At 37.0% G+C, this 25,057-nt stretch carries 21 protein-coding genes; 8 read left to right on the top strand and 13 right to left on the bottom strand.

The genetic code is table 11. The annotated features are described in order from the left end of the window. The first annotated feature begins 37 nt into the window (after positions 1 to 37). Genes madL through ACE1TF_RS05150 form a run of 8 tightly spaced genes read left to right on the top strand, consistent with a single transcriptional unit; the run spans position 38 to position 7,142 of the window. On the top strand, positions 38 to 430 hold the full coding sequence (gene madL / locus ACE1TF_RS05185) for a malonate transporter subunit MadL (RefSeq protein WP_375014867.1): 393 nt from the start codon (positions 38 to 40) through the stop codon (positions 428 to 430). Continuing rightward, the gene (madM, locus tag ACE1TF_RS05180) at positions 427 to 1,194 is read left to right on the top strand and encodes a malonate transporter subunit MadM (protein ID WP_375014865.1); all 768 of its coding nucleotides are present in this window, start codon (positions 427 to 429) and stop codon (positions 1,192 to 1,194) included. Before madL ends, madM begins: the two co-directional genes overlap by 4 nt. A 15-nt stretch (positions 1,195 to 1,209) precedes the next feature. Then, positions 1,210 to 2,115 carry an ACP S-malonyltransferase gene (locus ACE1TF_RS05175; RefSeq protein WP_375014863.1) on the top strand — a complete coding sequence of 302 codons (906 nt, stop codon included), beginning with the start codon at positions 1,210 to 1,212 and terminating at the stop codon, positions 2,113 to 2,115. Positions 2,116 to 2,120: 5 nt separating this feature from the next. Next, a complete protein-coding gene (mdcA, locus tag ACE1TF_RS05170; protein WP_375014861.1) occupies positions 2,121 to 3,773 on the top strand; it encodes a malonate decarboxylase subunit alpha in 1,653 nt (550 codons plus the stop codon). After that, positions 3,770 to 4,597 carry a triphosphoribosyl-dephospho-CoA synthase gene (locus ACE1TF_RS05165; RefSeq protein WP_375014859.1) on the top strand — a complete coding sequence of 276 codons (828 nt, stop codon included), beginning with the start codon at positions 3,770 to 3,772 and terminating at the stop codon, positions 4,595 to 4,597. Before mdcA ends, ACE1TF_RS05165 begins: the two co-directional genes overlap by 4 nt. Continuing rightward, positions 4,572 to 4,859: a malonate decarboxylase subunit delta gene (locus ACE1TF_RS05160; protein WP_375014857.1), complete on the top strand. Its 288-nt coding sequence runs from the start codon at positions 4,572 to 4,574 to the stop codon at positions 4,857 to 4,859. Before ACE1TF_RS05165 ends, ACE1TF_RS05160 begins: the two co-directional genes overlap by 26 nt. Then, positions 4,856 to 6,514, top strand: a complete 1,659-nt coding sequence (mdcD, locus tag ACE1TF_RS05155) for a biotin-independent malonate decarboxylase subunit beta (protein WP_375014855.1) — start codon at positions 4,856 to 4,858, stop codon at positions 6,512 to 6,514. The genes ACE1TF_RS05160 and mdcD overlap by 4 nt, the downstream gene beginning before the upstream one ends. Continuing rightward, positions 6,495 to 7,142, top strand: coding sequence for a GntR family transcriptional regulator (locus ACE1TF_RS05150; protein WP_375014853.1), 648 nt, complete (start codon positions 6,495 to 6,497; stop codon positions 7,140 to 7,142). The genes mdcD and ACE1TF_RS05150 overlap by 20 nt, the downstream gene beginning before the upstream one ends. Positions 7,143 to 7,352: 210 nt before the next feature. Here ACE1TF_RS05150 and ACE1TF_RS05145 read toward each other — a convergent pair whose 3' ends face one another. From ACE1TF_RS05145 to ACE1TF_RS05085, 13 genes are all read right to left on the bottom strand, one after another. Continuing rightward, entirely contained in the window at positions 7,353 to 10,154 is a 2,802-nt protein-coding gene (locus ACE1TF_RS05145) for a DEAD/DEAH box helicase family protein (RefSeq protein ID WP_375014851.1), read from the bottom strand. Positions 10,155 to 10,156: 2 nt separating this feature from the next. Then, positions 10,157 to 12,139, bottom strand: a complete 1,983-nt coding sequence (locus ACE1TF_RS05140) for a DNA methyltransferase (protein WP_375014849.1) — start codon at positions 12,137 to 12,139, stop codon at positions 10,157 to 10,159. A gap of 399 nt (positions 12,140 to 12,538) precedes the next feature. Next, the gene (galE, locus tag ACE1TF_RS05135) at positions 12,539 to 13,585 is read right to left on the bottom strand and encodes a UDP-glucose 4-epimerase GalE (protein WP_375014847.1); all 1,047 of its coding nucleotides are present in this window, start codon (positions 13,583 to 13,585) and stop codon (positions 12,539 to 12,541) included. A 244-nt stretch (positions 13,586 to 13,829) separates the two neighbouring features. After that, complete coding sequence (locus ACE1TF_RS05130; protein ID WP_375014845.1) at positions 13,830 to 15,200, bottom strand: sugar phosphate nucleotidyltransferase; 1,371 nt, start codon at positions 15,198 to 15,200, stop codon at positions 13,830 to 13,832. 13 nt (positions 15,201 to 15,213) lie between these two features. Next, entirely contained in the window at positions 15,214 to 16,323 is a 1,110-nt protein-coding gene (locus tag ACE1TF_RS05125) for a glycosyltransferase family 4 protein (RefSeq protein ID WP_375014843.1), read from the bottom strand. Next, a complete protein-coding gene (locus tag ACE1TF_RS05120; protein WP_375014841.1) occupies positions 16,320 to 17,405 on the bottom strand; it encodes a glycosyltransferase family 4 protein in 1,086 nt (361 codons plus the stop codon). Before ACE1TF_RS05120 ends, ACE1TF_RS05125 begins: the two co-directional genes overlap by 4 nt. Before the next feature lie 6 nt (positions 17,406 to 17,411). Next, positions 17,412 to 18,620: a hypothetical protein gene (locus tag ACE1TF_RS05115; protein WP_375014839.1), complete on the bottom strand. Its 1,209-nt coding sequence runs from the start codon at positions 18,618 to 18,620 to the stop codon at positions 17,412 to 17,414. A 13-nt stretch (positions 18,621 to 18,633) separates the two neighbouring features. Next, positions 18,634 to 19,791: a glycosyltransferase gene (locus ACE1TF_RS05110; protein ID WP_375014837.1), complete on the bottom strand. Its 1,158-nt coding sequence runs from the start codon at positions 19,789 to 19,791 to the stop codon at positions 18,634 to 18,636. A gap of 22 nt (positions 19,792 to 19,813) precedes the next feature. Continuing rightward, complete coding sequence (locus ACE1TF_RS05105) at positions 19,814 to 20,962, bottom strand: polysaccharide pyruvyl transferase family protein (protein ID WP_375014835.1); 1,149 nt, start codon at positions 20,960 to 20,962, stop codon at positions 19,814 to 19,816. Positions 20,963 to 21,001: 39 nt separating this feature from the next. Continuing rightward, on the bottom strand, positions 21,002 to 22,321 hold the full coding sequence (locus tag ACE1TF_RS05100) for a flippase (protein WP_375014833.1): 1,320 nt from the start codon (positions 22,319 to 22,321) through the stop codon (positions 21,002 to 21,004). 64 nt (positions 22,322 to 22,385) lie between these two features. Beyond that, entirely contained in the window at positions 22,386 to 22,985 is a 600-nt protein-coding gene (locus tag ACE1TF_RS05095) for a sugar transferase (RefSeq protein WP_375014927.1), read from the bottom strand. Positions 22,986 to 23,101: 116 nt separating this feature from the next. Further along, complete coding sequence (gene galU, locus ACE1TF_RS05090; protein ID WP_375014831.1) at positions 23,102 to 23,986, bottom strand: UTP--glucose-1-phosphate uridylyltransferase GalU; 885 nt, start codon at positions 23,984 to 23,986, stop codon at positions 23,102 to 23,104. A 236-nt stretch (positions 23,987 to 24,222) separates the two neighbouring features. After that, complete coding sequence (locus ACE1TF_RS05085) at positions 24,223 to 24,990, bottom strand: tyrosine-protein phosphatase (protein WP_375014829.1); 768 nt, start codon at positions 24,988 to 24,990, stop codon at positions 24,223 to 24,225. Positions 24,991 to 25,057: the final 67 nt, after the last annotated feature.

The raw sequence follows: 25,057 nt of genomic DNA, 5'->3' as shown, positions 1-25,057 counted from the left end.
ATAAATTGAAAACGCTTACAAAAAAAAGGGGTGCGCGATGGTTATCTATGGTGTTGCCATATTGGCGGTCTGCATGATTGTAGGAATGTTATTCGGTGAATGGTTAGGTTTAGCAATGGGTGTGAGTGCGAACGTTGGTGGAGTTGGAATTGCCATGTTGTTACTTATTTTGTTAGTTGATCGCTTAAAAATTAAAGGTCGCTTAAATGAAGCAACACAGATGGGTCTTGGCTTTTGGAATGCGATGTATATTCCAATCGTCATAGCTATGGCTGCCAACCAAAATGTCGTTGCAGCGATTGGTGGCGGTCCTCTTGCCATCGTTACAGGTATAGGTGTCGTCATTATTTCATTTTTAGCGGTTCCGCTCGTCACACGCATTGGGAAAGGGAAGCAAGAACCTCTTGATGACGGGGGGCGCTCTCTATGATTGAAGCCATTGAGAATGTTCTTGTAGGAAATGGTCTTATTTTCGGCTTTGCAATCGTTGGGGCGATTATGTTCATCGCTTATACCCTATCAAAATATGCAACTCGAGGGCTTGTCCACGGTTCATCTATTGCGATCATTATTGGTCTAGTGCTTGCCTACATCGGTGGTATGTTAACGGGTGGTGAGAATGGATTAGCCGATGTTTCACTTTTTGCTGGGATTAGTCTTCTTGGTGGAGGGATGATGCGCGACTTTGCCATTGTGGCAACGGCTTTTGGGGCTGATTTTCGAGAAATTAAACGAGCAGGCTTCACAGGCGTTTTTGCGCTTTTCCTTGGGATCATCCTTTCTTTTACAATTGGTGTCATCTTCGGTCTACTGTTTGGTTACACTGATGCGGTTAGTTTAACGACGATTGGCGCTGGAGCAACAACATACATTGTTGGACCCGTGACTGGGGCTGCGATTGGGGCAAGTTCAGAAGTCATTGCCATTAGTATTGCTGCAGGATTAGTGAAAGCAATTTTAACCATGAGTTTGACTCCCTTCTTAGGCAAGTACATCGGTTTAAATAACCCTCGTTCTGCCATGGTATTTGGAGGATTGCTCGGAACGACGAGTGGTGTCGCAGGAGGGCTTGCTGCATTAAACCCAAAACTCGTTCCGTATGGAGCAGTAACCGCTACGTTTTACACTGGACTTGGTTGCTTACTTGGACCTTCAGTATTGTATATGATGATGCGCGTAATTTTTGGTGGGTAAAGAGGCGATGCTTTTATGAAAACCGCTGTGTTATTTCCTGGTCAAGGATCACAACAAAAAGCTATGTACGATCCTTTTCGAGGAACAAAACCGTTTGAAGACATCAAAAGATTGCTAGAAGACGAACTAAGGGAAGACATTGATGCGTATATTGAAAACTTTAGCTCAACTAGACACGTGCAACTTGCACTCCTCGTCGTTGGCGTGAGTAGTGCATATGAATTACTCGAATCGGACATTGTGATAGATGCTGTTGCAGGTCATTCTGCAGGTGCATTTGCAGCTGCGGTTATGGCAAACGTCATCACACTAAAAGATGCGATACATCTCGTTCAATTACGTGGGACTTTAATGGAGCAAGCTTTTCCAACGGGTTACGGCATGATTGCAGTTCAAGGGCTCGATCTGAACTTCGTTCGTGAACTCATTGAACGAGAAGAGCACGTGTTTTTAGCTAATGAAAACGCTCATGAACAAGTCGTATTATCAGGTAAGCGAAACGCGCTAGACGCGATTTCTTCTGTATTAAAACAAAAAGGCGCACGTCGCATTACAAATCTATCCGTGACAGTTCCCTCACATAGCCCTTTATTTTCTGACGTTGCAGATACGTTACTTGAACGGTTCAAAACCTTACGGACGTCTCCTCCGAAATATCCTTTTGTGGCCAATCAAACGGGCAAGCTACTGCGTCAAGAAAAGGGCATTGTAGAAGACCTTGCTAGTAATATTCGTTCGACAGTTCGTTGGCAGCGAGGAATGCGTATGCTCATTGAGCGAGGGGTTCAAAATTTCATTCAAGTACCCCCAGGTAGTGTCTATACAAATCTACTAAAACATGAACAAGGAGGAATACAGGCGTTGTCGCTAGAAACCATTGGGTTAAGAGATATTCAATCGTTAATCAATACACAGAGGTGAAGAAAATGGAAACAATCATAAAGGGAAATTGGACAAAAAAGCGCGATGCAAAACGGGAGAGGCTCGCGAACGTTTCATCGATGATGGACCGTCACTTTGTTCATCGTGACAACATCATTCCTTTACTTGAACGTGTGATTCAACCATACGACCGTGTTGTCATTGAAGGGAATAACCAAAAACAAGCCTCCTTTTTATCCAAAGCACTTTCGCAAGTATCAACTGAAAGCTTGCATCATCTGCATATCATTATGTCCAGTGTTTCTAGGCCAGAGCATTTAGATTTATTTGAAAAACAAATTGCAGACCGACTTGACTTCTCCTTTTCAGGTCCGCAAAGCACCCGCATTGCTCAGATGATTGAAGATGAGGAGATCAATGTTGGGAACATTCACACATACATTGAACTGTATGGAAGATTATTTATCGAGCTCATTCCGAATATCGCCCTCGTTGCTGCCGACCAAGCCGATGTGAATGGCAATTTGTATACAGGAGCAAACACCGAAGAAACCCCAACGATTGTTGAAGCGACGGCATTTAAAAATGGTATTGTCATTGCACAAGTCAACGAAATTGTTGAAGAGCTTCCTCGGGTAGATATTCCATCCTCATGGGTGGATGTGATCGTTCAAAGCGATGAGCCCTATCAATTAGAAGCACTTTTCACTCGTGACCCTCAACACATTACCGAGATTCAAATACTAATGGCCATGCTTTCCATTCGCGGGGTATATGAAAAGCACGAAGTTCAATCATTAAATCATGGCATTGGCTTTAACACGGCTGCAATCGAGTTGTTACTACCGACATACGCACAATCACTCGGGTTACGAGGAAAGATATGTAAACATTGGGCAGCGAACCCCCACCCTACCCTCATTCCAGCAATTGAGAGCGGTTGGATAGAAAGCATTCATTCATTTGGCGGCGAAAAGGGAATGGAAGAATATATATCTGCTCGCCCTGATGTGTTTTTTGTCGGAAGCGACGGGACAATGCGCTCAAATCGAACGCTTTGCCAAATGGCAGGACAATATGCAGTCGACCTATTTATCGGTTCTACGCTGCAAATGGATTATGTCGGCAACTCTTCAACCGTTGTTCGTGGACGTCTCGCAGGATTTGGTGGTGCGCCGAATATGGGGCACGATCCGAAAGGCCGCAGACATAGCACAAAAGCTTGGCTGGATTTGCAAAATGAACAAGAAGATCTCATTCGAGGACGAAAACTAGTCGTACAAATGATGGAAACACATCAACCAGGGAATCGCCCAGTGTTCGTTGAGCGTCTTGATGCGATCAAAGTTGCCAAAGAAGCGAAACTTGATACACCACCTGTTATGATTTATGCCGACGATGTGACACACCTTGTGACGGAAGAAGGCATTGCCTACCTATACAAAAGTGACAGCCCTTCAGAACGAAAGCAAGCGATAGCGGCAGTGGCTGGTGTGACGGAGCTTGGCATGACGAGTTCTGTTCAAGAAAAGCGTCGATTACGAGACTTAGGCATCGTGGCAACCTCAACTGATTTAAACGTAGACGTCACAAAAGCCAACCGTTCACTACTCGCTGCTAAAAGCATTGAAGAGCTTGTCATGTGGTCTGACGGGTTGTATCAACCCCCTGAGAAATTTAGGAGCTACTGGACATGAGTGTTGCTACCGCTGAATTATCTCGTCAAAAACTGCGTGAACATGTCACTCATGCCGCTCAATTCGCATTAAGAGAAGAACTTGCACTAACCTTCAAACCAGGTCTTATCGATCAAGCGAATAACGGTGCTCACTACGACATGGACTATCAGATGATGGAAGCATCATGTAACGTGATTGCTCCATACTTTGGTGTGATGGCTGAATTGGCTTATCGTCAACAACCTTCATTTCAATTACGAGAACAATTGGCTGAGATCGGCTTAGAAGCGGAAAGGAAAATGCTGCACGTCACTGGAGGCGTTAACACGCATCGTGGAGCAATTTGGTGCATCGGTCTTCTGGCTGCCTCCTATGCAATGGGAATGGGTTCACCAACATCGATTTTAAATCGAGCTGGAAATCTTGCTAGAATAGAACTAAAGTCACCATCAGAACGCTCAAATGGGCAAGACGTCTTTCATCAGCACGGGGTACTTGGAGCCAAGGGAGAAGCTCAAAGTGGTTTCCCACATGTGCAATTGGCTCTTAGACCATTGCCGCTAGCACATCGTTCATTGTTACCACAACACGTCCGATTGCTAACGATCATGCGTAATTTAATGGATACGTGTGTAATCCACCGAACGGGTATGGCTGGTCTACGTTACGCACAAATCCAATCACAACATGCACTAAATGGTACCCTCACTCTCGAAGAACTTGATCAACAGTTTATCAACCGCAATATATCACCAGGAGGTAGTGCAGACTTATACGCTGCTTCCCTTTTTATCGAAAAGTTAGGAGGAAGCAACGATGGAAGAGTATCAGTACACATATGAATCAACGCAGACGATTGAAAAGCGTGTCCATGTTGGTGTCGTCGGTTCAGGGGACGCAGAAATCCTTATGGAGCCTGCAAATACAAGTAGCGTAACCGTAAAAACGAATGTTGAAGGGTTTAAGAACTTATGGGAAGATGTTTTGCAAAGGTTTATGGAAGAAGCAGACGTTTGTGCGCAAATTGAAATTCATGACTTTGGTGCAACACCCGGCGTTATTCGTCTACGGTTGCAACAAGCATTAGAGGAGGCAAAATCATGAAAATCACAATCCCCCAATCATTAGCCGAATCTTCAGCACGAGACAAAGCTTTTGCACTACTAGATCAGAACAGTGCTTATGAACTTCTTGGACCTTTTGACCGTTTACGTTCTCCTCATTTAGAAAAACAAAACATCGTTCCGCAAAATGATGATGGTGTTATTGTCATGAAAGGCACCCGAAACAATTATCCTACCTGCGTAGTCTCAATCGAAGGCAACTTTCAAGGAGGTGGGATTGGTGAAGTTTCTGGAGCTAAGATTGCCGCTGCTTTAGAACTCGCGTTAAGTGATCTTAAAAATGGAAAAGAGCTTGACGTAGTCATCATATTAGATACAGGGGGGGTACGCCTCCAAGAAGCAAACTATGGCTTACTTGCCATTGCAGAAATTCAGCAAGTGGCGGTCCAACTTCAAGAATACACGCCGATTATAGGCATTATCCCTGGACGGATCGGTAGTTTTGGTGGGATGTCAATTACAGCTGGCCTCTTTAATGCACTCATTATGACCAAAGAAGCGAGGCTCGGTCTGAATGGACCTGAAGTAATTGAACAAGAAGCAGGTATTACAGAGGTAAACAGTAGTGATCGTAAAGCGACGTACTTACGTATCGGGAGTCATTCTAGAAAACAGCAAACATTAATTGAATTTCTCGTTGACGATGCTGTTGATGCCATTCAGAAAGCGATTGATGAAGCAAGGGGCATGACAGAGAATGCGCGAGTGACAAATAATAAAGAAAACCTGTATCATCTACTAAGATGTGACGTGACCTCGAAAAGTTCAAGTGAACAGAATAATCCGTCTATAGACTCTAGGGGTTTGACTTGGTTGGAACAATTAGCCGATATAGGAAGCGTTCAATCAACAAACGTTCCAACGATACAAATCGGTCAAGTAACGTTAGATGAGCCGGTTCACGTACTATCGATCACAAAAGACAACACTCATCGTTTCCCACGAGTAAGAAATGGGGAGTTTGGTTTACTAGAAGGTTACGCAATCGCCGATGTAATAGACCAATGGATTGAAGCGGACGCTAACCGTGAACGAAAAACACCCATTATTGCAATTGTTGATGTTGTAAGCCAGGCATACGGACATCAAGAGGAAGCACTCGGCTTACATCAATCATGCGCAGCGGCTGTTCATGCGTATGCCAGAGCTCGTCTACATGGGCATAAAATTGTTGCTCTTGTCGTAGGCAAAGCGTTGTCTGCAGCTTTTCTAAGTCATGGGTTGCAAGCGGATCGAATTGTCGCTTTTGACGATCCATACGTCCAAGTTCATGTCATGTCAAAACAATCAGCAGCGAAAGTAACAAGACGTTCATTGTCTGAATTAGAGCGATTCACAAAAGATGTTCCTGCAATGGCTTATGATATTCAATCGTTCCACTCTCTCGGTGCAACCGACTCATTAATTAATAGCATTAACTTTGATCAACCAAGTGAAAAAGATGCAGAGCAAGTAAAGGACCAACTTCTGCACCAACTTCAAAGCATCAAGAACGAGCAAAAACACCACCTCTCTCATCACCGATTACGGAATGAGCGAGCCAAGCAAACACGAGCAGCGTCCATTATTATTCGTGAAGAAATGGCCAAACAGTGGCATATAGAAGGTAGGAACAATGATGGAAGAACTAAATAAACATTCCTTAGCAAAACAAATCGCAGATCAAATTTCAATGAAAATCATGTCTGGCGATTTAAAACCCGGTGATAAATTAGTTGAAAAAGACTATGCCGATGAATACGGCATAAGCCGCGCCCCGATCCGTGATGCCTTATATTTACTCACCGCCGAAGGGTTGGTTGAAAAAGAAGCAAGAAAAGGAGCAGTCGTTCGCACATACAGCTTTGAAGAAATCAAAGACATTTTGGAAGTACGTAACTTCTTAGAACATCTAGCAATGGAGCGGATCGAAGAGCGAGGCATTGATCAAGATTACGTCACCCGAATGCAAGACCTTGGAACAACAATGCGTGAAGAGACCGACGTGTATCACTATACGTACTACAACCATCAATTCCATTTACTAGTAGTTCAAATGAGTAATAGTAAAATGATACTCGACTTGTACCACCGAATCGGATCCTCTTTACTACGTGTTCAAGCCATTGCATTCTCCGAGCCAGGAAAACTAGCAAAATCAAAACGAGAACACGATCTATTAACAACATACCTCAAAGATAACCACATACAAAAAGCAAAAACATTATTAAACACGCATACCGATGACGTATTAAAGCTATATGAACAGTTTCACAATAAATAAATTCATAGTGAATAACCCGGTGCCGGCTGTTTAGAACAGCCGGCACCGGGTTTGCAAAGAATATTTTTTAGTGATGATATATTTATTTTCTCAATGCGTAGATACTATGTTAGGTAATTGTCCAACAAGCCAACGAAACGTCTTAATTAGCAACTATGGGTTAGCGATTTTTTAAAAGCCATAGATATACATCGATCTTCTGTACGTTATTTAAGAAAGGGGCTTATGAAATCGACTCTTATATTTTTGTTTCGAATTTTCTTCGGCAACTTGCATAAAGTTTTCATTTTCATTAAAGTGAATTTCATGAGCTGGATTACTAGCTTTAAACTCCAATTCTTCAGTGATATTAAGTGATGTCTTTAATTCATAGAGAAAAGTTTCTTTTGTGCGGTCATCGTTGTAAAACGGAAGACCAACAATTCGATAATTAGTATTATCCACTAAAATGCCTTTCTCATCCTTTTCTTTAATATTTTTCATGAAAGCTTGCTTCCAACCCTCTTTACCATTATCAAATAGCCCATTGGAATCTAAAAATTGACTGCCTTTAGGCTCAATAAAGAATTGCCAAGAAACATTTCTAGTCTCAGAATCATTTGCAAACATGATGAAGTCTGGCTCGAATGCATTACCTTTATCAAAACTATAAATTGTTATAGCTTTCTCATTTCGTAGCAAGTATATATCGGTTAATTTTGTTTCAAGGTCATCCATGTGTTGTTTAATAGTTCTAACAACTAATTTTTCCTCACTTGTACCAAAGTTATCCGTATAAGCATACCAGTCAAGTTTGTCAATATCCTCAAAAAAATTAGTTTCAGTCATGTCCTTCTGAGAAACACCGCTCTCCTTATTGTTATTCGAGCCAGTTACATATTTGCGTTGAATTCTCTCACCGAAAATATCTTTAATTTTAACTGCTTTAAATTTTATAGTTCCTTCGTACTGCTTCTGAACATTAATGTATTGATCTGCAATAGCCCGAAAGATTGCATTTGAAATAAACAGCTTGTGGTCTTGAGATAGATTTACTATATCCCCTTCATCTCCAAAAACAATAATAGATACTTTTTTTCGAATTTCATTCAAGAGATCTTCCAAAGTTGGTAAACCAACATAAAACTTATGCAGTTTCTCAAAGTTAAAATCTTTATTTTTTAGGTTTGCTGCTGCTCTCAAAACATTAAGTGTGATTTCTTTTCCGACTTTAAATTTTCGACTGTCCTGCCTTTTTCTAACTTGGAAAACCTCCATCACCTCGCCCTCAAATGCTGCAAAGTCTCCAACACCAGCGGTTGGAAGGTAAACTTCCAGTACATCTGGAAGAGTGATTAACCAATCTTCCCCGAATAAAGATCCTTGCACTGTTGGATAGGATGACTTCTCAACTCGACTATTCACCCATACGACACCATTCTTATAAGTTCCTGTTTTCTGAAAGGATCGCTTCAATTTGATTTGCCTTACCACCATTGTTTGGTCATCATAGATTCCAGATTCACGAAGCACTTGCTTCAATTCGGAAATATATCTAGGGTTGTCTTTCGAATGATAGTGAAGTTGTTCAATTACTCTTAGTTCTGAGGCTTCATCATGATCAAATTTCCGCTTGTATTTCATAGCTAAGTCGTTATTGATGACAAATGGATAGTAACGAGCTCCCCGACCAATAAGTTGCTTCTCTGCATTAGTTGTGGTCCCGGGTTTAAACCCAGCCTTAGTTGTACTTCCATCACGAGTATCGTAGAGACGAACGATATCAAATAGATTTAGTACATCCCATCCCTCGTTCAACATATCAACGGCAAAGATAGCACGAATCTCATTTTTAGGATCTTCCAAAGTGTTTAATTCAACTAACTTATTACTCGTCTTATTAGCACTATCAATAAGCATTAATCTTTCTTCGCGAAAATCATCTATTAATTCGGCAATTAGATTCTCATTAGTAATGCCATTTTTATCAAAAAAATCAAACGCCTGTGTCAAAATGCCATCAAGACCAGTTGAAGATTGTTTTTGTTGTTCAATTTGTTCAACTGTTAGGGATTTCAAAATTCCAAGGAATTTAGATAGATTTCTTGAACTCTCTGTCTTCAATTGTGACTTAAATAGAATGAGTGGCTTTAAGTTAATTCCATTCTTTAACGCTACTTTCTTCCTGAATTGGCTGATTATTATTGCTTGGATCATACGCACATCAACTTCATTATTTACCAGGTGGAACAAAACATCTTTACTATAACCATCTAATCGGAAATCTTGAAGATCATATTTATACAGTAAGTGATCTTTATACTTTGCTACGATATCAGAGTTGGATAAATCTATCGTTGCTGTGAACTCGAAAAGGCACGATTTCCTTGCATTTCTCTGAATATTATCAACTGTTGTAGTCCAGCTTGTATTATCCTTTTTCTCACCTGCATTGAGACCGGCATTCAAATGATGTGCTTCGTCGGCGAGCATTACAACAGAAATATCCTCGAACTGTTCGTACGAAAGACGATTTTCACGAGGTGAATTCAAGTCTATATGAAGTTGCTGGATTGTTGTAAATAAGATGTTAATTGCATCTTCATTGGAATCCGAAAAATCTGTAACTTCTTGAATTTCAACTAACTCATGAGCAATCATTATGGAATCGGAAAACATATATTTTCCTGAAGTTGAATCCAGAAAGTTAGACCGCGTTTTTTCGATAATGTTAGAATTATTTACAAAGAATAGAAAGTTCCTTTCACCCTGCTTATACTTCTCCAAAATCATTGCCGCCATTATCATCGTTTTACCTGATCCAGTTGCCATATTAAAGAGCAAATGTTCTGGGTATTTCCGTTTTTGCTCTTCTTTATGCACATAGTTCAAATAGCGACCAATACCTTCTGATTGATACTCACGCAATTCATGCCTAAGATTTTCACTGATATAATGTGGAACTTGACTTTTAAAATAGTTATAAGAAATTCCTAACCCACCATCATATTTTTCGTATAAGAACTGCGTCATATCTACTTTTCACCTCCGTAGAATTGGCGGTTTAACAATCTGTCTTCGGCACTAATACCATACGACTGGTCCTCAATATCAGAATAATTCACATACAAGTTATTATTATCGATGATTTCGCATAGTAATTGCTTTTTTTCTGCAAATGATAGTCTATTGAATTCTAAAGACTTCATTTTTTTTGGATTCACTCTATATGAAATAAAAGAGGATTTCTTCGCTAATTCAAATAGTTCAAGTAGCCCACTATCGTCAGTTGCCACTTCAATTCTATCAACAAATTTCTTTGCATCATTCTTAATTTCACAGTAAATAAATGAACCACCTCCAGTCCATTCCTGTATCTTAGAAACACCACTTTTTTCTCCATTTATAACTGATTCCAGTCGGGGGATGGCAAGTTCTTTGATATAATCTAATTGCTCAATACCAATATATCTACGACCAAGTTTATGGGCAACCGCACACGTTGTACCACTACCTAAAAAGAAATCCATGACTATATCGTTCTCAGAGTCAGTTCCCATCTCAATAATCCGCTTGAGAAGTTTCTCAGGTTTTTTTCCACTTTTTAGATCTACTTTTCCTTCTTTTGCAATCCCTTCATATGGTGTGTCTATCCACATATTTGTTGCCTGGACACTAGGCACCATTTCACCATTTATATCTCTAATTTTTTTCTGATAAAACGCCATTTCTTGACCTTTATATACATATACATCATATTGATCCTTTCTTCTTACTATAAAGGTTTCATTGGGGATTAATTTCGATTCATCTCTGACTTTTTTTACTTTTGCCCCTGCATTATCATTTATTGTAACTAGTCGAAATACTTTATCTGAATTTTTTAGGGCATATTCAGCCATCATCCCTAAAATTAACTTCTTATTATAATTTTTTTTAAATTCTTGTAACGTCAAACCTAAATCATTAGCGATGACATCTTTAATGTTACTTATATTCCAATTTTTAAAATCATCGTCTTTATTGGTTACTACCCATTTATAGTTATCATCGTAGCTCGCTTCAACATATTGGCGATTATATGTCCACTTAGATTTATTTTTTGCAAAGCCAATAATATATTCTGCTGTTTCAAAAACTCCAGGATTAACACTCTTAAAACCTGAAGGTGATTTTGTTTTCACCGTAATCTTATTAATGAAATTGTTGGTTGTTGGTGTGTTAAAAATCTCCTTCATCAACAAATGTAGTTCTGCAACACCATCATCACTAATTTGAGCAAAAATTGCACCATCCTCTGACAGTAACTCCTTTGCAAATTCTAGACGATTTTTCATAAAAACCAACCAAGTTGATAATTTAAAATTTGAATTGTATCTAAAAGTATCCTCAGGTTTACTACCATTGAAATAATATGGTGGATCGATATAGATCAATTTAATTTTTCCTGCGAATTTTTCTTTTAGGCTAGACAGCGCTACTAGATTGTTGCCTTTTATAATTAAATTTTCATTACCTGAAACTTTTTCTACTTTGGAAACGCCTGTCGAATCATGTAAAGTGAAATTTGAGAAAGCTTTTGGTTCCATTAACCTTGTCACCTCTGTTGGTGACAAAACCTCATTAAAAAACATTTCTTCTCTTCTCGCATCTTCTTTATTCTGCCCACCTTCAAGAATACAATCTTTGTAAGGCCAGTTAAGAACAATTTGTTTATTTTGAGAAAATAAATCAGCCTCACCTTTATATCCTAGTCCAATTTTTTGCTTATAATTTGTATAGCTATCAGGCAAAAATGCCTTGTTATTCAAGAACTGAAGAAAAACCTCAACCTTAAAAATAAGACCTCCATTGGTCGAAGAGAAAAAATGGGCGCTTAACTTCTTGTTTGATTGAAGGGTGTTTAAAAGTTCAGTGTCGTAATTTCGCGCTAAATGTCCCACTAAGTTTTTGTTAAGAGCGTTCTCAACTATGTATTTTTCTTTTGAAAGCAACAAATCTTGCAGTTCTTTATTCATACGTCAACTTCCTCCTAGTTGATTTTATTTTGATATTGGCTTGTTTCTATTGCATTAGGACTGCGTTTCATACTCACTACATATAGCATAATTTGTCGTGAATTTTGTAAATTCTTTCGTTTCTATTCTATATTTACGAACCCTCTAATGATAATATCAACTTGTTGACTAATTTAACTAATTCAATAATTCTATTTCTTATTTAATAGACTGATCAGATTTGATAACCTCTTTTCTTAAAGAGCATAAAGGAGCCAAATGTATATCGATGGCTTTAAAAATCATTAACCCATTGTAGCTCATTAAGACGATTACAAGCGAGTTTCGCAACATAGTAGAGAAAGTGAACAAGGTCGAAATGCACCTTCGATCGTTTTTCCGTACAGTAGCAAATTTTGTTCATTTAAAAGAACTTTTTGAGATAGCCAATCGCACGTTATAGAGCCGCTCGGAGATTGTAGACACTTTTTTACCCGCCCCCTCCCCACTATGCCACTTCCACGCGTCCTCTATAATTTTCCTGAGCGATCCGTATCGGGGCTCCCAGCCTAACATCTGTTTCGCTTTTTCTGATGAGGCGATGAGTTGTGCAGGGTCGCCGTCTCGGCGTTCTTTAACTTCTGCTGGGATCGGGTGGCCGGTAACTTCTCGGGCCATGGCAATGACTTCCTTCACTGAATAGCCGTTACCGTTGCCGAGATTGAATATATCGCTCTCTTTCCCCGCACGCAAGTAGTTCAACGCGTCATGATGCGCCGACGCCAGATCCATGACATGAACGTAATCTCGAATACACGTGCCATCCTTCGTCGGATAGCGATCGCCAAAGATGTACACTTTCTCCCTTTGATTATTAGGAACTTCTAGAATTAAAGGAATCAGGTGTGTTTCTGGGTCATGGCGTTCACCGATTGCACCACTTGGGTGTGCCCCAGCAGCATTAAAATACCGAAGTGATACGTACTTCAATCCATAAGCGTGGTCGTACCACTTCATCATCTTCTCCATCGTTAATTTCGTCTCACCATACGTGTTCGTAGGTGAAGTCACGTCTTGCTCCTTAATCGGAATCCTTTCAGGATCTCCATACGTAGCCGCCGTCGATGAGAATACGATCCAATTGACGTCGTTCCGCCTCATCACATCTAACAAGCACATCGTGCCGTACACATTATTATGATAATACTCGTGAGGGTGTTGACCACTTTCACCAACCAATGAGCTCGCTGCAAAATGTATCACCGCCTCTATAGGGTGTTGATTAAACACGTGTTCTAAAGCAGCAGTATCTCGAATATCCAACTCATAGAATATTTCATTGCTTAAAGAACCCCTATGCCCAGTGTGAAGATTATCTACAACAATGACCTCCTCTCCCAAATCAGTAAAGTGCTTCACCGTATGAGAACCGATAAAGCCCGCACCGCCAGTAACTAAAATAGCCATGACCCACCTCTTCTCTATAGAAAATAAAAAACCGTCGCCTTATCGTGTACTTGGCAACGAGTGTTGTCTATAATGCGATATTCTTTTCCGTAATTACTGAGCTACGGCCTACTGAAAAATAATTTAGCTTTGCTACTTTCATTTCTTCGATGTTAAAGCAGTTTCGTCCATTAAAAAAATACTCACTTGAGCATCTCTATAAATTATTGAATATTATGTTTAATTCTTCAGTTATTTATAACTTTTAGTTCCGCACCACTGAACAATGGTTTACGATATCATCCCAAATTTCAAAAACACGATAATTGTCCTCTTCAACTAAATTAAACCCAGTTTGTACTTCAATAAATTCCAGTTCTGATAACGCCTTAACACCGTGCTTTGCTCTAGCTGGAATGCGCAATACATCACCAGCTGCTACAGGTATAATTTTGTCATCGAGTACAAACTCACCTTCCCCTTTTACAATTGTCCATACCTCGCTTCTTGATTCGTGATATTGATAACTTAAATTTTTCCCAGCAATTACACATATACGCTTCGTTAACATCTCTTGTCCATCTTCATAACTAGCTGAATCTACAACTCGGTACCATCCCCATCTGCGCTCCTCAAACATCGGACGCTGCTCAAAACCTTTTAACAACTCTTTAATACGTGGACTAGCCGATTTATCAGTCACGAGTATACCATCAGGGCTAGCAGCTATGACAATGTCATTTAAACCCAACGCAGCGACTGGTACATCAAGCTCATTAATGATGTGCGTGTTAGTAGAATCCGAACTAATAACCCCTTTACCCAAAACGGTAGTTGCCATTTCTTCCGTTAATGTATTCCACGTTCCTAGGTCTTTCCAATCCCCTGCATAAGGTAATGCAACGATATGATTTAATTTTTCAACTACTTCATAATCAAAACTGATCTTCGGTAATTCACTATAACGATTTAATAGTTCACTATAATTAATAGGTAATCCTTTATCGACTAGTAGGTTAATAATAGTATCTAGCTTAAAAGCAAAGACTCCAGTGTTCCAAAGAGCATTGAAAGATAACAAGTGTTCAGCTTTTTCTTCAGTTGGTTTTTCTTGAAAATGGCTAACTTCAACATGAGCTTGTTTTGTTTCTTCAGGAACAATATACCCATATTTAGAAGAAGGATATGTAGGCTGAACGCCAATTAAACCTAATTGCGCGTTTGTATTATTTAATAATTCTTCAAGTTCTTTAACCTTATGAAAAAACGCATCATCAACATAAGGATCTACAGGAAGAACAGTTACAACTTCTTCAAGACTCACTCCCTGCACTGAATACAAATAAACTGCTGCAAGAGCAATTGCAGGGAACGTATCAAGTCGTTCAGGTTCAACAATAAGGGGAACATTTTGTCCAAGTTGATTTGTAATCATATCAACTTGAGGAAAGCTCGTTGCTATAATCGTCGAATTATCAAGTTCTACACCTTTCAGTTGCTCCCAAACTCTTTCTACCATTGAAGCATTTAATCCATCTTTATCTTCTAATACTTTAAGAAATTGCTTAGAGCGAGCGTCATTTGATAATGGCCATAGACGTTTACCTGAACCACCGGATAATAGTACTACTTTCATTTACACACATCCTTTACATCTGATTATACTTTTCAAGTACAAATTCTTTAAATTTACTCTTAAATATATCTGGAGAAAAATTTAATGCATGATCGCGTATTTTCAGATAATCAAATGATTGACTTTCAAATTCTATAACAGCATTTTTAATAGATTCTACATCTTGCTTATAAAAGAAGATACCGGTTTTTAATTCTTTAGTATTTTTAACCGTTTCAAGGGCCCCCCCTTTCCCATACGCAATTACTGGTGTACCACAAGCTTGAGATTCAACTGGTGTTATGCCAAAATCCTCCTCAGCAGCAAACACAAAGCCTTTTGCACGTTGCATATAACTAATTAATTTTTCAAAGGATTGATACCCTAACAGTTCAATATTACTTGCTGCTGTTTCTTTAATTTTATTAAAATCAGGTCCATCGCCAATTACTATCAACTTTTTATCGGGCATATTTGAGAATGCTTTAACAATTAAATCCATTTTTTTATAAGGTACCATTCTAGATGCTGTTAAATAAAAATCTTCTTTTGGAATATAGAAGGAAAAGGATGATACATCTACAGGTGGATAAATAACTGTAGATTCTCTACCATAAACTTTATTTATCCTCTTCCCAATAAAAAAAGAGTTTGATATAAAATAATCAACTCCGTTTGATGTTCTATAATCCCACATCCGCATATAGTGCATCATTATTTTTGCAATTATTCCCTTTAATCCAGTATTAAGATTAGCGTCTTTGAAATACTGATGTTGTAGATCCCAAGCGTAACGTATTGGCGAATGAACATAAGATATGTGGAGTTGATCTGGTCCTGTAATAATTCCCTTAGCTACCGCATGAGAACTTGAAATTATTAAATCATATGTTGATACATCCAGCTGTTCAATAGCAATTGGCATTAAAGGAAGATAATTTCGGTATCTCCTTTTTGCGAGTGGCAATTTTTGTATAAATGTTGTATTCACAGGTTTATTCATAATAAACGAGCGTTGACTATCATCTAAAAAATCAACGATACTAAATAAGTCAGCATTAGGATAAATTCTCAATAATTGTTCAACTACTTTTTCTGAACCTGCATAAGTAGTAAGCCAATCATGCACAATAGCAACTTTCACGATTTACATAGCTCCTTTAATAAACTTATATGTTCTCCAGCACTTTTTTCCCAAGTGAATTTTAACGCATTTTCTTTTCCCTTATTTATTAAATGCTTTTGTAAATTTTTATCATTAAGTACTTTTTCTATGGCCTGTGCTAAATCTGCTGAATCAGTTGGGTTGAAATAAATTGTCGCATCACCACAAACTTCTGGCATTGATGCAACGTTAGAAACTACTGTTGGAACTCCAGAAGCCATTGCTTCTAATGGAGGCAAGCCAAAGCCTTCATATAATGACGGAAATACTAGTAATTGTGCATTACTAATATAATTTTTTATTTCAAAATCTGATACATATCCAGTAAATTTAATTTTATCATCCATTTTTTTCAATTGTTCAGTTAATAGCTTATTATCTCCATTAATAAAGCCATCCTTCTTCCCAACAATAACTAATTCTATTTGAAATTGATCTTTTATAAAATCAAATGCCTCTAATAATATTCTTAAATTCTTATGTGGCTTTACATTTCCAACAAAAACAATATAAGGACTTGAAATCTGAATATTTTTATTCAACTTAAACCAACTAGGAGAAACCCCGTTATATATAGTTTTAATTTTCGAATCATGAATTCTTAAAGCTAAATGCTGCAATAGTTCTTTTCTTGAAAATTCAGACACAGTTATAATATGATCAGCAGAATCTACAGCATTTTTATATAGTTTTTTTGAATAGTATCGTTTCAATAAACCTCCTACTTTTTTTGCCATAGCTAAGTGAAAAACATCATGAATGGTGACCAGTAATTTACCACGATAATTTATTGGCACATTAAAATGTGGAACCCATAACAGGTCTGTATAATTTGGAACAAATTCTTTCAAAGAAATTTGTTCTTTGATCGAATAAATATTAAAGTCGCAAGCAATCACTTCAACATTCTTGAATTCATTCCAGCCAAGTTCAGAAATTTCATGTTCTTGTCCAATTAATGAAATATGTATTCCCTCTTGAATTATATAAGGAATAATATTTTTTAAATAAGTTCCGATACCGGAATTATTTAACATCCTAACATCTATAGTTACATTCATAATCTTTTATCCCTCTTTCAAACTTCTACTTCTTGTCATCAAATAGATTATCAGAGCACAAATATAGCTAAGTATTGTGCCTATAGCTAAGGTGTGTACGATTCCTTGGTTAAATAAAAAAGTCCTCCATAATTCAAACATACAATAAAGAAAAATATACGATATTAAAACCAGTGCATTACTATAATTACTAAAATGTCCAATAATAACTGAGTATACAATAACAGTAAAAATTATTATAAAAAAAGAATAGAAGCCAATGGAATCAACTAATAAAACTAGCGATGAATTTGTAGTTAATGCATCTTCTAAATTGACAAAGTATCGATAAGTACTTATGAAATTCACTTCAATACCGAGCAAACCATGAAACGTTTCTGGTATGATAAAACTAATTAGTTCAGTTAATGTCGTAGTTCTATTAAAATGTTCAATGTTATTCAGCACCCCCAAGGTAGCTTGGAAGGGAGTCCCTAAATAAGTCATTATTTCAGCTAAATTCATTAATATAGGATTTTCTATATTATAATGATCTCTGTAAAAGTTAGCATTTCTAGTATAATTAAAAATTGTTAAGGCGAAAAACATAAGAATGCCAAGAGTTATAAGTATACCTCTTTTTACTTTTATTCTTTGCTGAATAAGACTGCAAAATAGTAAAACCATTAACATTACTATTGCTAATCTAGAAGATACTAGTGCAGTCATTAGGACAGCCACTATGTTTATCCAATCAAGAATGCTTTGCTGCCTTTTAATTAATTTCAATATTGCCAATGCCCCACTTACTATAGTTAAATACCGAAGAGAATGTAGTCCCTGTGAATAGTTGTCATATAATGTATATTTAAGTTGATTAGCATTTGCATCTAAAATATCAAAAATGAAATTAGGATTATTAACAATTACAGTGACATAGGTAAACAAAATCCCGATTATACTTAAAATTGATATAAAACGATAAAAATAGTTATTCACTATTAAGCTACTTTTATTCAGCATTTCTATAGGTTTTATTTTTTTCCCAAATGAGTAACCTATGTAAGCGAAAAAAATTACCGAAGTATACCAAAAGAGTACTAATAAGATAGATTTAGCTGCCAAATCCTCTTCAATGAGAAAACCTTTACGAGTATCAATTGGAAGCCACCATAGTATAAAACTTGACATTACGGTCACAAAAACTATCACATGGGGCTTTAAAATATTATTCATAAAAAATATCAACTCACAATTTATTTATGAAGTCCAGAAGTTTATTTGTGTTAGAACTCCAGGATATTTCTCCGACGCTACTTGCTATATTGTCCTGATCAATTTTTTCTTTCAAAATATCGCTTATCAGAGTATGCAAACTTTCCACATTGTCATAAAAATACACATAATCTAAATTCCGCTCTCTCAAATCATTTAAATTTTTACTTACTACCGGTAACCCAGAAGCTAAATATTCATAAAGTTTCATGGGACTCCTTCCTTGGTTCGCAGGATGATCACTAAGTGGCAATAATGCAACATCACTGTGTTGAAGAAAAGAAGGTATTTCAGAATAATCAATAGACCCAAGGAGTTTTACATTTTTGTGCTTTTTTAATTTTTCTGCTTCTTTAACATTAACAATTGGCCCAATTATAACTATTGTAAGATTGCTATAATTTGAAGCCAATTTGCTAACTACACTAAAATCAAATCGTTTATCTAATGCTCCGATATATACCGCAATAAAACCAGCTATTTCTTCGTATTCTTTTGGTATTGGTGATTTTTTTTTAAAATGATTAAGTTCTCCTGCATTTTCTAGAGTAATTTTAAATTTTTTATCAATTAATTGGCTAATATGCTTGTCGACTGTAGGTGATGTACTTATAACACCATCACAAATACTTAAAATATTCTTCTCAGCTACAGTTACAATTCGATCTTCCATTATTTTTTCATATATATCTGTAGGTCTATAAATAAGTTTATTGTATTCGATTACAGTTTCTAGACCAACCATAATTGGTTGGTCTAAAATTAAGTAATCAACTTCTTCATTATTAAATATTTCTTTAACCTGTTGAGATATTTTACGCTCAATAGGTTTTGTGAGGAAATTTAAACCAAAAACATTATATATGTAGCGAGAGTATTTCCATGGTAAACCTCTAGAATATGGAATTAGTTGAAATAAATTATCCGATTCTACCATCAATTTATTCATGTTTCTAATCTTATACCTTGTAATACTATCCTTTTTTAATTTATGAAATAATGTAACCGGAGTACTAATATGAAATACTTTATGTCCTCTCATGGAAAGCTCCTTAGCATAATGATGAGAGCCTACAACAAATGGACCTCCCATATTTGTATGACTTAAAAAGACAATGTTTTTCTTCTCCAATTTTGCGCACCCACTTACTTAACTAAATCTTTATTTCATCAAAGACATTGTGTTTTTGAATTTCAGTTAATCTTACTTTAATTTTACTACTCTCATTACTCTTATTTAATTCAAGCTCCTCGACTTTATCCAATAGATCTTTGATTACAAAGCTATTTTGAACTTGGAATAAGTATCTCTCTTGACCAAAAGCCTCTAATAACTCCTTATATTTAACTGCCCAACCAAGCACCAAAGCAGGAGTAAATTCTTTATAAGCGTGTATTATTGAATGGTATCTTGAAGCAATTATAAAATCCATTTCTTTTAAGAATGTCTCTACATTTGTACATTCAACAACCTGATTTATATATATTACATTATTATCATTATTAAAATCTTGCTTTATACTTTCACAAATCTCACGGTCCTCAGGGGAATGAAAAATTAGATATACTGTTTTACCAAGACTTAGTAATTTCTCAACCAATTCTTTATAAATCTTATTTAAATTAATGTCCACCTTATGATCTGCTAATTTTTTGTTTGGAATAATAGCTACAGAATTTTTTCTTGTATCTGAAGTGACTTGAGACTGAGCATCATTAAGAAATATTTTCTCTAAGTCATATTTCTTGTTTGACTGTAAAACAATATCATAACTTCTTTGAGCATTTAAATTATATTTTTTTATTTCACTAAGTCCTGCATCTTCACGAGCATATATTTTTGGATACTTAATATATTTTTTTAGGAGACTTTTTACTACAAAAGCTTGGACTCTTGAATAATTAAATGGTCCAAACGATTGAGGCAATAAATACATAGGCAATTTGAATTTTTTTGCGATCTTAATATTTAACAAATACTGAATAGATGGTTTAAATCCTCTTTGAGATGAGAGAGCAAAACCACTAATATCTACCATTAAAATTGAGTTCTTTAATTTTTTTGATAGATTTGTATCGTGTCCCCTCAATATTCTGGATTTATCTTTAATTGACCACGGAAGGATTTCAAAGTTATATATATTTTTTTCATTTTCACTTCTATTATAATCCATCGATGATAACAGTATGATTTTGGCATTAGGATATTTATTCCCCAACTCGCTTATTACTGTAAAAGTCATTGCTTGGGCGCCTTTATTGTACAGTTCTCCCCCAACAATAGTTATATATTTATGAATCAATTTAATTCCTCTTTTCTCTGTAATTCATTTTCAATGCTTTTACTTTTTCATTAATCCAATTAACCTAAATACTGGATCTAAAATTGCTCTAATCATCATTATACCTGCGGCCCTAGTCTTTTTAGATAAGAAAGTAAACAATAATGTTGAAATTGAAAATGACAAGAACGTTCCAACAGCAGCACCGATACCTCCATAAATTGGTATTAACCATAGATTAAGAAATATATTTGCAATTGCTCCCAAACCATGGCTTACTAAAGAGAAAATATACAAGTCTTCGTTAATTAACCACTTGGATAGTAGTGCTCTTAAAAAAACAAAGACAGCAGTCCAGATATGTATTTTTAATATAGTGGATCCATCAGAGTATTCAGAACCATATGCGATGTTTATAAGTGGAGAGCCGATAAACATTACGATTATAGCTAACGATAAAGCCATATAAAATAACAGCGTATATATATCTTGAAGTTTTTTATTGTAATGTTCTATACCTTGTTTTTTTGCATTGATTATAGAGGGGAATTGGGAAGTAACAATTGCTACTGGAACAAAAAACCATACTTCGGAAAGCCTTACTGCTGAACTATATATTCCTACTGCACTATCAGAATCAAGCCATCTTAACATAATTTGATCTGATTTCAAGTAAATCATAGCCGCAACTCCAGAGATTATAAGTGGCCATGATCTTTTTAACAATTTTTTCGACAACGTAAAATTGAATCTCCATCTTAAGGGTGAACCAAAATTCCATATGTAGAATGCAAAAAGCAAACAATATATAATTACAAATTCAATTACAACTATTACTGCAAAACCAATAATCGAAACGTTCATGTAAACTAATGTCATATTTACCAAAAATATGACTATAAGAGCAATAATTTTTGATATAGCAGTAAACTTCGATTTAACTATTGATTGGAAAAAGAGATCAATTACTTCTAGACAATCCAATACAAGCCTCAAGCTGATTATTATCAAGACTGTACGTGCTATTATGTTATCTTCTGTAACATATAAAAATGTTGTTATAATTAATAATGCGACAATGCCTGCTACAAACCTCATAGTTAAAGCACTGCCTAACAATTTATCCCTATCTTGTGGATGATTAACAAGATCCTTAACTAATAAGCCTGATAGCCCTAAAGATGTAAATGAGATGGCTAGTGTAACAAATGCAATCGCATAGTTTAGAATGCCAAAATTTTCCGGACCTAAATGCCTAGCTATTAATGCGAACATCAAGAACCCTAATGCCATCTTAAAAATTCTTTCACCTAACAACCAGAGGGTACTACTAAAACTTGCATTTGATAATAAAAAAGTTATATTGTCTCTAATTTTCAATTTTTTAATCCCCTAATATCCCGCTAGATTAAATTATTCAAAAAATCAAATGTATATACTTTTATTAATATGCACCTTTCCGAGTTATAACTTGATAGAAAGTCTTAAATAATATTTTTATATCAAGCTTTAGACTTCGATTATAAACATAATAAAGCTCTACATCTATTCTCTCAGGATAAACAACGTCACTTCTACCACTTACTTGCCAATAGCCAGTGACCCCAGGTTTAACAGAAAGGAATTTGTCTAAGTGATCTCCATATTCTTCAAGTTCAGGCTTAACAACTGGCCTTGGTCCAACTAAGCTCATCTCACCCTTTAATACATTGATTAACTGAGGAAGTTCATCTAAACTAGTCTTGCGTAAAAATTCTCCTAATTTAGTTATTCGGGGATCTTCTTGAGGTTCTATTTTGTAGTTGTTTTCAACATACTTTTCATATAAATTCGTGTCTCTCTTTAAACGATCTTCTGCATCAATTGCCATGGAGCGAAATTTATAAATCATAAACATTTGACCATTTTTTCCTGCTCTCTCTTGTTTAAAAAAAACTGGACCTTTTTTTGCTTCAAATAAATAGCAGGCTAAAATAACTAAAACAATTGGAAATACAATAATACTGGTAATGAATGCAACAATAAGGTCCATAGCTCTTTTCATAAAAATGTACCCTTTTTCATCCTTGATTGTACTTTCATTTTTTGAAATTGAAATATTATCACTATCCGTATATACACTTTCTCGCGCACGCGATGTGTTCAAAATAATACCTCCCATTATTGAACTGAACTTTTTGCGCTGCCTAGGTAGCTTTTCATTTTCTTCATTAAATCTTCTCTCAATTCGTCATTCTGCATCGCAAACTCTATCTGCGTTAACACAAAGCCCAATTTCTCCCCTACGTCGTAGCGGGTTCCTTGGAAGTCGTAGGCGTATACTTGTTGTTCTTCGTTTAATGCTTGGATGGCATCGGTTAGCTGAATTTCTCCACCTGCACCGGTTTCTTGGCGATCGAGAAAGCGAAAGATGTCTGGGGTGAGTATGTATCTGCCCATAATGGCTAAGTTTGAAGGTGCTGAACCCACTGGTGGCTTTTCAACAAATTGAGCGACTTGATATAACCGCTCCTGTTTGGATAACGGATCAATGATTCCGTATCGACTCGTTTCTTCATCTGCGACTTGCTGTACACCAATGACCGATCTTTCGACTTGCTCAAACTGGTCGATAAGTTGCTTTAAACACGGTGTATCGGCTTGGACGATATCATCTCCGAGCAAAACGGCAAATGGTTCATTGCCAATGAATTTGCGCGCACACCAAACGGCGTGACCGAGTCCTTTAGGTTCTTTTTGCCTTATGTAATGGATTTCTACTTTCGATGATGCTTGTACTTTTTCCAATACATCGAATTTTTCTTTTTCGATGAGTGTTTGTTCAAGTTCAAATGAATTGTCGAAATGATCTTCAATTGCTCGTTTTCCTTTGCCGGTAACGATAATGATATCTTCAATTCCTGAGGCGACGGCTTCTTCGACGATGTATTGGATCGTCGGTTTATCGACGATCGGAAGCATTTCTTTAGGCATCGCTTTCGTAGCGGGTAAGAATCTTGTGCCTAAGCCGGCTGCCGGGATGATTGCTTTCTTCACTCTACTCATGGTTAACTCCACCTTTTTTCTATACAATACGTGTGAAAAAACACTGCGCAATAACTCAGGGAACGGCTCAATTATTCTGCACTATCTTTTCGGGTTTGTACCCAGAGGCATCTAACCTCTCCTCACACCGCACTAGTGACAAGTTTGTCTAAGGTGGTTTGTCCACCCACAGTACAGCCGAGTGTCTCCGTTGATAACGGTTAGGAGACATCACCGAATTGTTTAATTTCCTATATTTAAAATAAACCGAATACCTTTTTCTTTTTGATTCGAGATGGTTCATTCATCATAATATGTTGATGTGCGACGGCGAGTTCGGCATTTTCTTGAAAGAAAAGAACGGTTTCGTCGCCGAAATCGCCTTGGATTTGTTTGTATGCTTGTTGCAATCGGTTTTTGCGTCGTTTCATGCCGTGTGTATCTGATGCGATAAAGTGTACAAGTTCATGCTCGATCAATGAATTTGCAAATTGCTTCGTTGCTTTTCCGAACTCACCAGTGAGGCTGCCGGCTGTCAGTTGGGTGGCGACGCCACTATTTACGATGTCATACAACCAGTTCGGCTTCGCTCGAATCGCGCTGTTTCGTTCTGGGTGCACAACGATCGGTGTGATGCCACTTTGCAAAACGTTATATAGCAGTTGACTCGTATATGTGGGTATTTGCTCGCCAGGCAGTTCGACGAACAAGTACTTGTCTCCGTCGTTTAACGTGAGTAATTCTTTCTCGTAAACCCCTTCTAACATATCGCCATAAATCCGTGTTTCTTGCCCCGGTAACACGGTCAAGTTGACGTCTTCATTAAATAATCGGCGATTAAAGTCTTCCACTCGTTGTAACACTTTCTCCCGAGAATTCTCGTAGTGTCTTAGCCGATGATGAGGTGTGGCAACCATCGTGTGGATGCCGCTCCTCACCGCATCTTTCGCCATGGAAATACTTTCCTGTAAATGAGGAGATCCGTCATCGATACCTGGCAAAATATGACAGTGAATGTCAATCATAATCGTGTGCATCTCCTTTGCGATCCACTTGGATGTATCTATTGTAACAATATACTAGGAAAATACA

Source organism: Geomicrobium sp. JSM 1781026, assembly GCF_041949955.1.
In the GTDB taxonomy this organism is placed as follows: Bacteria; Bacillota; Bacilli; order Bacillales; family Marinococcaceae; genus Geomicrobium_A.
This window is presented reverse-complemented; position numbering and strand designations above follow the sequence as displayed.